The sequence below is a fragment of the Bartonella sp. MU70NMGDW genome (assembly GCF_042194085.1).
GTDB classification, from domain to species: Bacteria; Pseudomonadota; Alphaproteobacteria; order Rhizobiales; family Rhizobiaceae; genus Bartonella; species Bartonella grahamii.
In genome coordinates this window covers 1-3458 of record NZ_JBHIMK010000140.1, presented here as the reverse complement: position 1 = coordinate 3458, position 3458 = coordinate 1, and the positions used below count along the sequence as shown (strand labels likewise).

The following is a 3458-nucleotide window of genomic DNA, read 5'->3' as shown; positions in this document are numbered from 1 at the left end:
TTGCTGTCTTTAAAGCATTCTCTGTTTGCTTTTGCCGTTCGCTTTGCTTGCCAAGGTGAAATGCCTTGGCTAAAGCCGCTATAAAGCAAAACTTCTCGAGACAGATATCATTGGTTCTGGAACACCGATACCTCTTAATTTTTTCAAGAAAAAAAACAAAACGCGGCGTAACTTACACAATGTTTGGAAAAAAGAAATCTTGCCTCATGGTTTTATCAAGGGTAGGAGTTTTCCAAAGCGTGTTGATTTTAAAAAGATGAAGAGTAATGTTTTTCAAAGAGTAGACGGAGGTAAATTCCCCATTGCAAAACAAGAAGGATCATCAATTGCTGGAGTGATGTCCAAACCAGAAATCACAAATTCTATCGCACAATATGCCAGTGAAAGATTAACTAAAAACATACAGAGACAACTTAAACGTCAAGAATACGGTGCTAATAAGAAAGCTAAATAATGTTCTCAAGCTTTATCTACCTATCCCATATCCTTATAAGTTTATGCATTACACACTTTGATTGCAATTTTAAAAACAAATTATCACTTATGCTTTGTTTTTTTATAAAAAAGTCAATAAAATCAATATAAAAGATACTTCCCAGCGAATTAGCTTCGTTACGGGGCAGGCTGCGTAAACTATCGCTAGCGACAGAATTTTCAAATTAACTGTACATTGTACACTTAACTCATTGATAAATAATGATTTCAATATGCACACTGTACAGTATATAATTATTTTGAGATGGAAATTATTTTTATTCTCGACATTATTGCGTCAATGTATATTTTTGAATCAGGTGCCTAAGAAACACCTTAAATCGATAGCGGATAGATTACCGACACAATCTCTTCTCCGCACATTAGAGACTTTGACTCATTATATGCTACATGCATATAATGGATTTGTCGGGTGTAGTTACGCTATACAATACTCTTTATGAGCCAAGCGTAACGACGGATTATCGACCGTGTTTCTTAGCGCTCAGCATTCTTCTGGAATGTCAATAAGGAACCTTAATCGATAGGATTTCACTATGAACACTCTTATAGAAATTAAAGAAATGGTTATTGATAGAGAAGCTGTTCAAACCGTCAATGCTCGTGATTTGCATGAATTTTTGGAAATTACATCAAAATTTGCAGACTGGATTAAAAATCGTATTATAGAATGCAAATTTCGAGAAAATATAGATTTTATAGTTTTTTCTAAAAATTTAGAAAAAGATTGCCTAGCGTAAAATACCACAATACATTAGGCATGGCAAAACACCTTCAATGATCGAGCGTAATGATAAAGGTCATTAACCAAAAGAGTATTTTATCGAATGTGAAAAGCTTGCAAAACAAGTAGCGACACCGCAAATCGATTACTCCAAGCCCGAAGCATTACTTGGCATCTTGATTCACCTACAAAATCAAATCGAACAGAAAGATAGCATCATTGCAGAATTAGCATCCAAAGCAGACGCGCTTGAGAGCTTAAAACCTTCTGATGGTTTGTTCAGTCTTATTGAAGGGGAAAAATCCTTGAAGTACGACCAAAAGACTTAACAGATTACTTGCGTAAACATGATTGGGTGTATCGCCGTGTTCCAAGTAATCCATTATACCCTATCAGGATAAAATCAAGAAAGGATTTATGGATTATCCTGCTATCACTATTCAAAGACCTAATGCTACAGAAAAGGTACTGCCTTCAACAAAAATTACACCAAAAGTATTAGCATATTTGAGAGAACAAATCCATGGAGGTGTACAATGAAGGTAGATACCAATTTTTTATGCGATTTATGGATAACGTTGTTTCACTTTGTTAATTGTGAATATGTAGATAACAAAAATTGTAGTGCTCTGGTCGACATCATGGGCATAGTAGAAAAAGCTTTGATTTTAAAACTTCAAGATGAGGTGCCGAATATTACAAAGATTCTTGCAGTTCTTACAGGTTTTGGAACTTCAGAACTACCGCATAGCATGAATCCGTTATTGCAAGTTTATGCTCCTACTTTGGAAAGTCCTGTTGTAAAAGCTGCTTAACTTAAAAACACAACTCCCCTCCCCGTTCTCAAAATGGGGAGGTGGTTTAAAGATCAAGTTTTGAATGGGAGCCAAGACATACTAAAACCAATCGATCTTGAGCAATCAAGCGATAAATCAACACTAAGTCAGGTCGAATATGACAATCTCGATAATTGCTCCAATTCCCAGTCAATGCATGATCATGATATCGAGGTTCTAAAGGCTGGTCATTTGCTAATGCTGCAATGATTTGGCGCAAATCAATATCTAAAAGATGCCGATACCATCCCTTCATTTCACGCTTGAAATCACATTTGAAGATAGTGGTGCGTTCAATCGTCCACATATAGATCATCAAATAATTCGTCTACGGAATGAAACTTTTTTAAGTTGCCTTCATCTAATTCCGTAAAAGCCGCTATGGTTTCCGCATTGGGTTGAAACAAGAAGAACGGAATAGATTTATCTTGTGCAATACGCGTCATCAACACTCTCACAACATCACTTACTGATAAACCTGAAGCTTGAATAACTTGATTAGCGATATTTTGAATTTCTTCTGGTACACGCGCTTGAACCATACGACTGGCAGCCATAATGACTTCTCCTCTTGTAGCTGTATTCCAGTGCAATACAAGTGGAGTTTAATTTCAACCGCAAAATATTTGGCTTATCTGATACGCCGAAAACCCCATTTCTCAATATGGGAAGGAAATCAAGGCAAGGCGAAACTATGAATAAGAAGCATCGTGAGGGGATATCGGTTCGTGCGTTTGCAAAAAAGATGCGTGTTTCACATAATGCAGTGGTTTCTCGGATAAAGACAGGCAAATTTGATGCGGCTCTTTTTGAAGATGGTTCTGTCAATGAAGCCGTTGCAACAAGCAAATCCAACAAGCACCCTACCCAATTTTTAGCGCCTGATGGACAACCGCGAACAAATATCAAACAAACCTCTACAGAGGATGCCAATGAATACAAGATAAAACTGGAGCGAATGCAAGTTGCGCTTGAAAGCGAAAAGATTGCCCTTGAACGCTTACGCGAAACAACCGTTGATCGAGAAGAAATGAAAAAGGCAGCGCGTGAGTTTGGAAGAGTACACCGTGATGCCATGTTGAATTTTCCTCATCGTTTTGCTGCAAGCATTGCTGCACAAGTTGGATGTGATGCCGCCAGCCTTATTGGTGTTATTGATTATTACATGGGCACAGCTTTGCTTGAGGGGGTTAATATTCCAGTACCTTTCATGATCCTCATTCTCCAGAGTTAGAGAACTTGCAAGAAACGAATAATGGATGAAAATACAGTCGAAGAATTTTTCGCCAATGCCAATGACGCACGACAACCAGACCGTCTGAAGCAGATCAACGCGCCGTGATTACAGCACGCTTATGCACTGTAAAAGCTTCTGAACTGCTATGGCCAGATGCCATCACGGA

Annotated in this window: 3 protein-coding genes and 4 pseudogenes; 5 read left to right on the top strand and 2 right to left on the bottom strand. The window is 37.9% G+C overall.

Annotated elements, in window-relative coordinates:
• Positions 1-85: 85 nt before the first annotated feature.
• The 3 genes and pseudogenes from ACFIKE_RS08790 to ACFIKE_RS08780 all read left to right on the top strand — a co-directional run.
• Positions 86-454, top strand: a pseudogene (locus tag ACFIKE_RS08790) (hypothetical protein); the annotation flags it as partial.
• 577 nt (positions 455-1031) lie between these two features.
• Positions 1032-1759: pseudogene (locus ACFIKE_RS08785) on the top strand (antA/AntB antirepressor family protein).
• On the top strand, positions 1756-2034 hold the full coding sequence (locus ACFIKE_RS08780) for a hypothetical protein (protein ID WP_375649359.1): 279 nt from the start codon (positions 1756-1758) through the stop codon (positions 2032-2034). Before ACFIKE_RS08785 ends, ACFIKE_RS08780 begins: the two are co-directional and overlap by 4 nt.
• Before the next feature lie 46 nt (positions 2035-2080).
• Here ACFIKE_RS08780 and ACFIKE_RS08775 read toward each other — a convergent pair whose 3' ends face one another.
• Both ACFIKE_RS08775 and ACFIKE_RS08770 read right to left on the bottom strand, forming a co-directional pair.
• Positions 2081-2362: a type II toxin-antitoxin system YafQ family toxin gene (locus ACFIKE_RS08775; RefSeq protein ID WP_375627477.1), complete on the bottom strand. Its 282-nt coding sequence runs from the start codon at positions 2360-2362 to the stop codon at positions 2081-2083.
• Positions 2349-2612 (bottom strand): type II toxin-antitoxin system RelB/DinJ family antitoxin, encoded by a 264-nt coding sequence (locus ACFIKE_RS08770; RefSeq protein WP_375649357.1) that lies wholly within the window; start codon positions 2610-2612, stop codon positions 2349-2351. The genes ACFIKE_RS08775 and ACFIKE_RS08770 overlap by 14 nt, the downstream gene beginning before the upstream one ends.
• Positions 2613-2749: 137 nt before the next feature.
• Between ACFIKE_RS08770 and ACFIKE_RS08765 the strand changes: the two are divergent.
• Positions 2750-3318: pseudogene (locus tag ACFIKE_RS08765) on the top strand (hypothetical protein).
• Between the two features lie 42 nt (positions 3319-3360).
• Positions 3361-3458 (top strand): annotated as a pseudogene (locus ACFIKE_RS08760) (head decoration protein); the annotation flags it as partial.

Bases quoted from the DNA above. Each gene is read 5' to 3' on its own strand.
- ACFIKE_RS08780 (WP_375649359.1), top strand. From the start codon at position 1,756: ATGAAGGTAGATACCAATTTTTTATGCGATTTATGGATAACGTTGTTT.
- ACFIKE_RS08775 (WP_375627477.1), bottom strand. From the start codon at position 2,362: ATGTGGACGATTGAACGCACCACTATCTTCAAATGTGATTTCAAGCGT.
- ACFIKE_RS08770 (WP_375649357.1), bottom strand. From the start codon at position 2,612: ATGGCTGCCAGTCGTATGGTTCAAGCGCGTGTACCAGAAGAAATTCAA.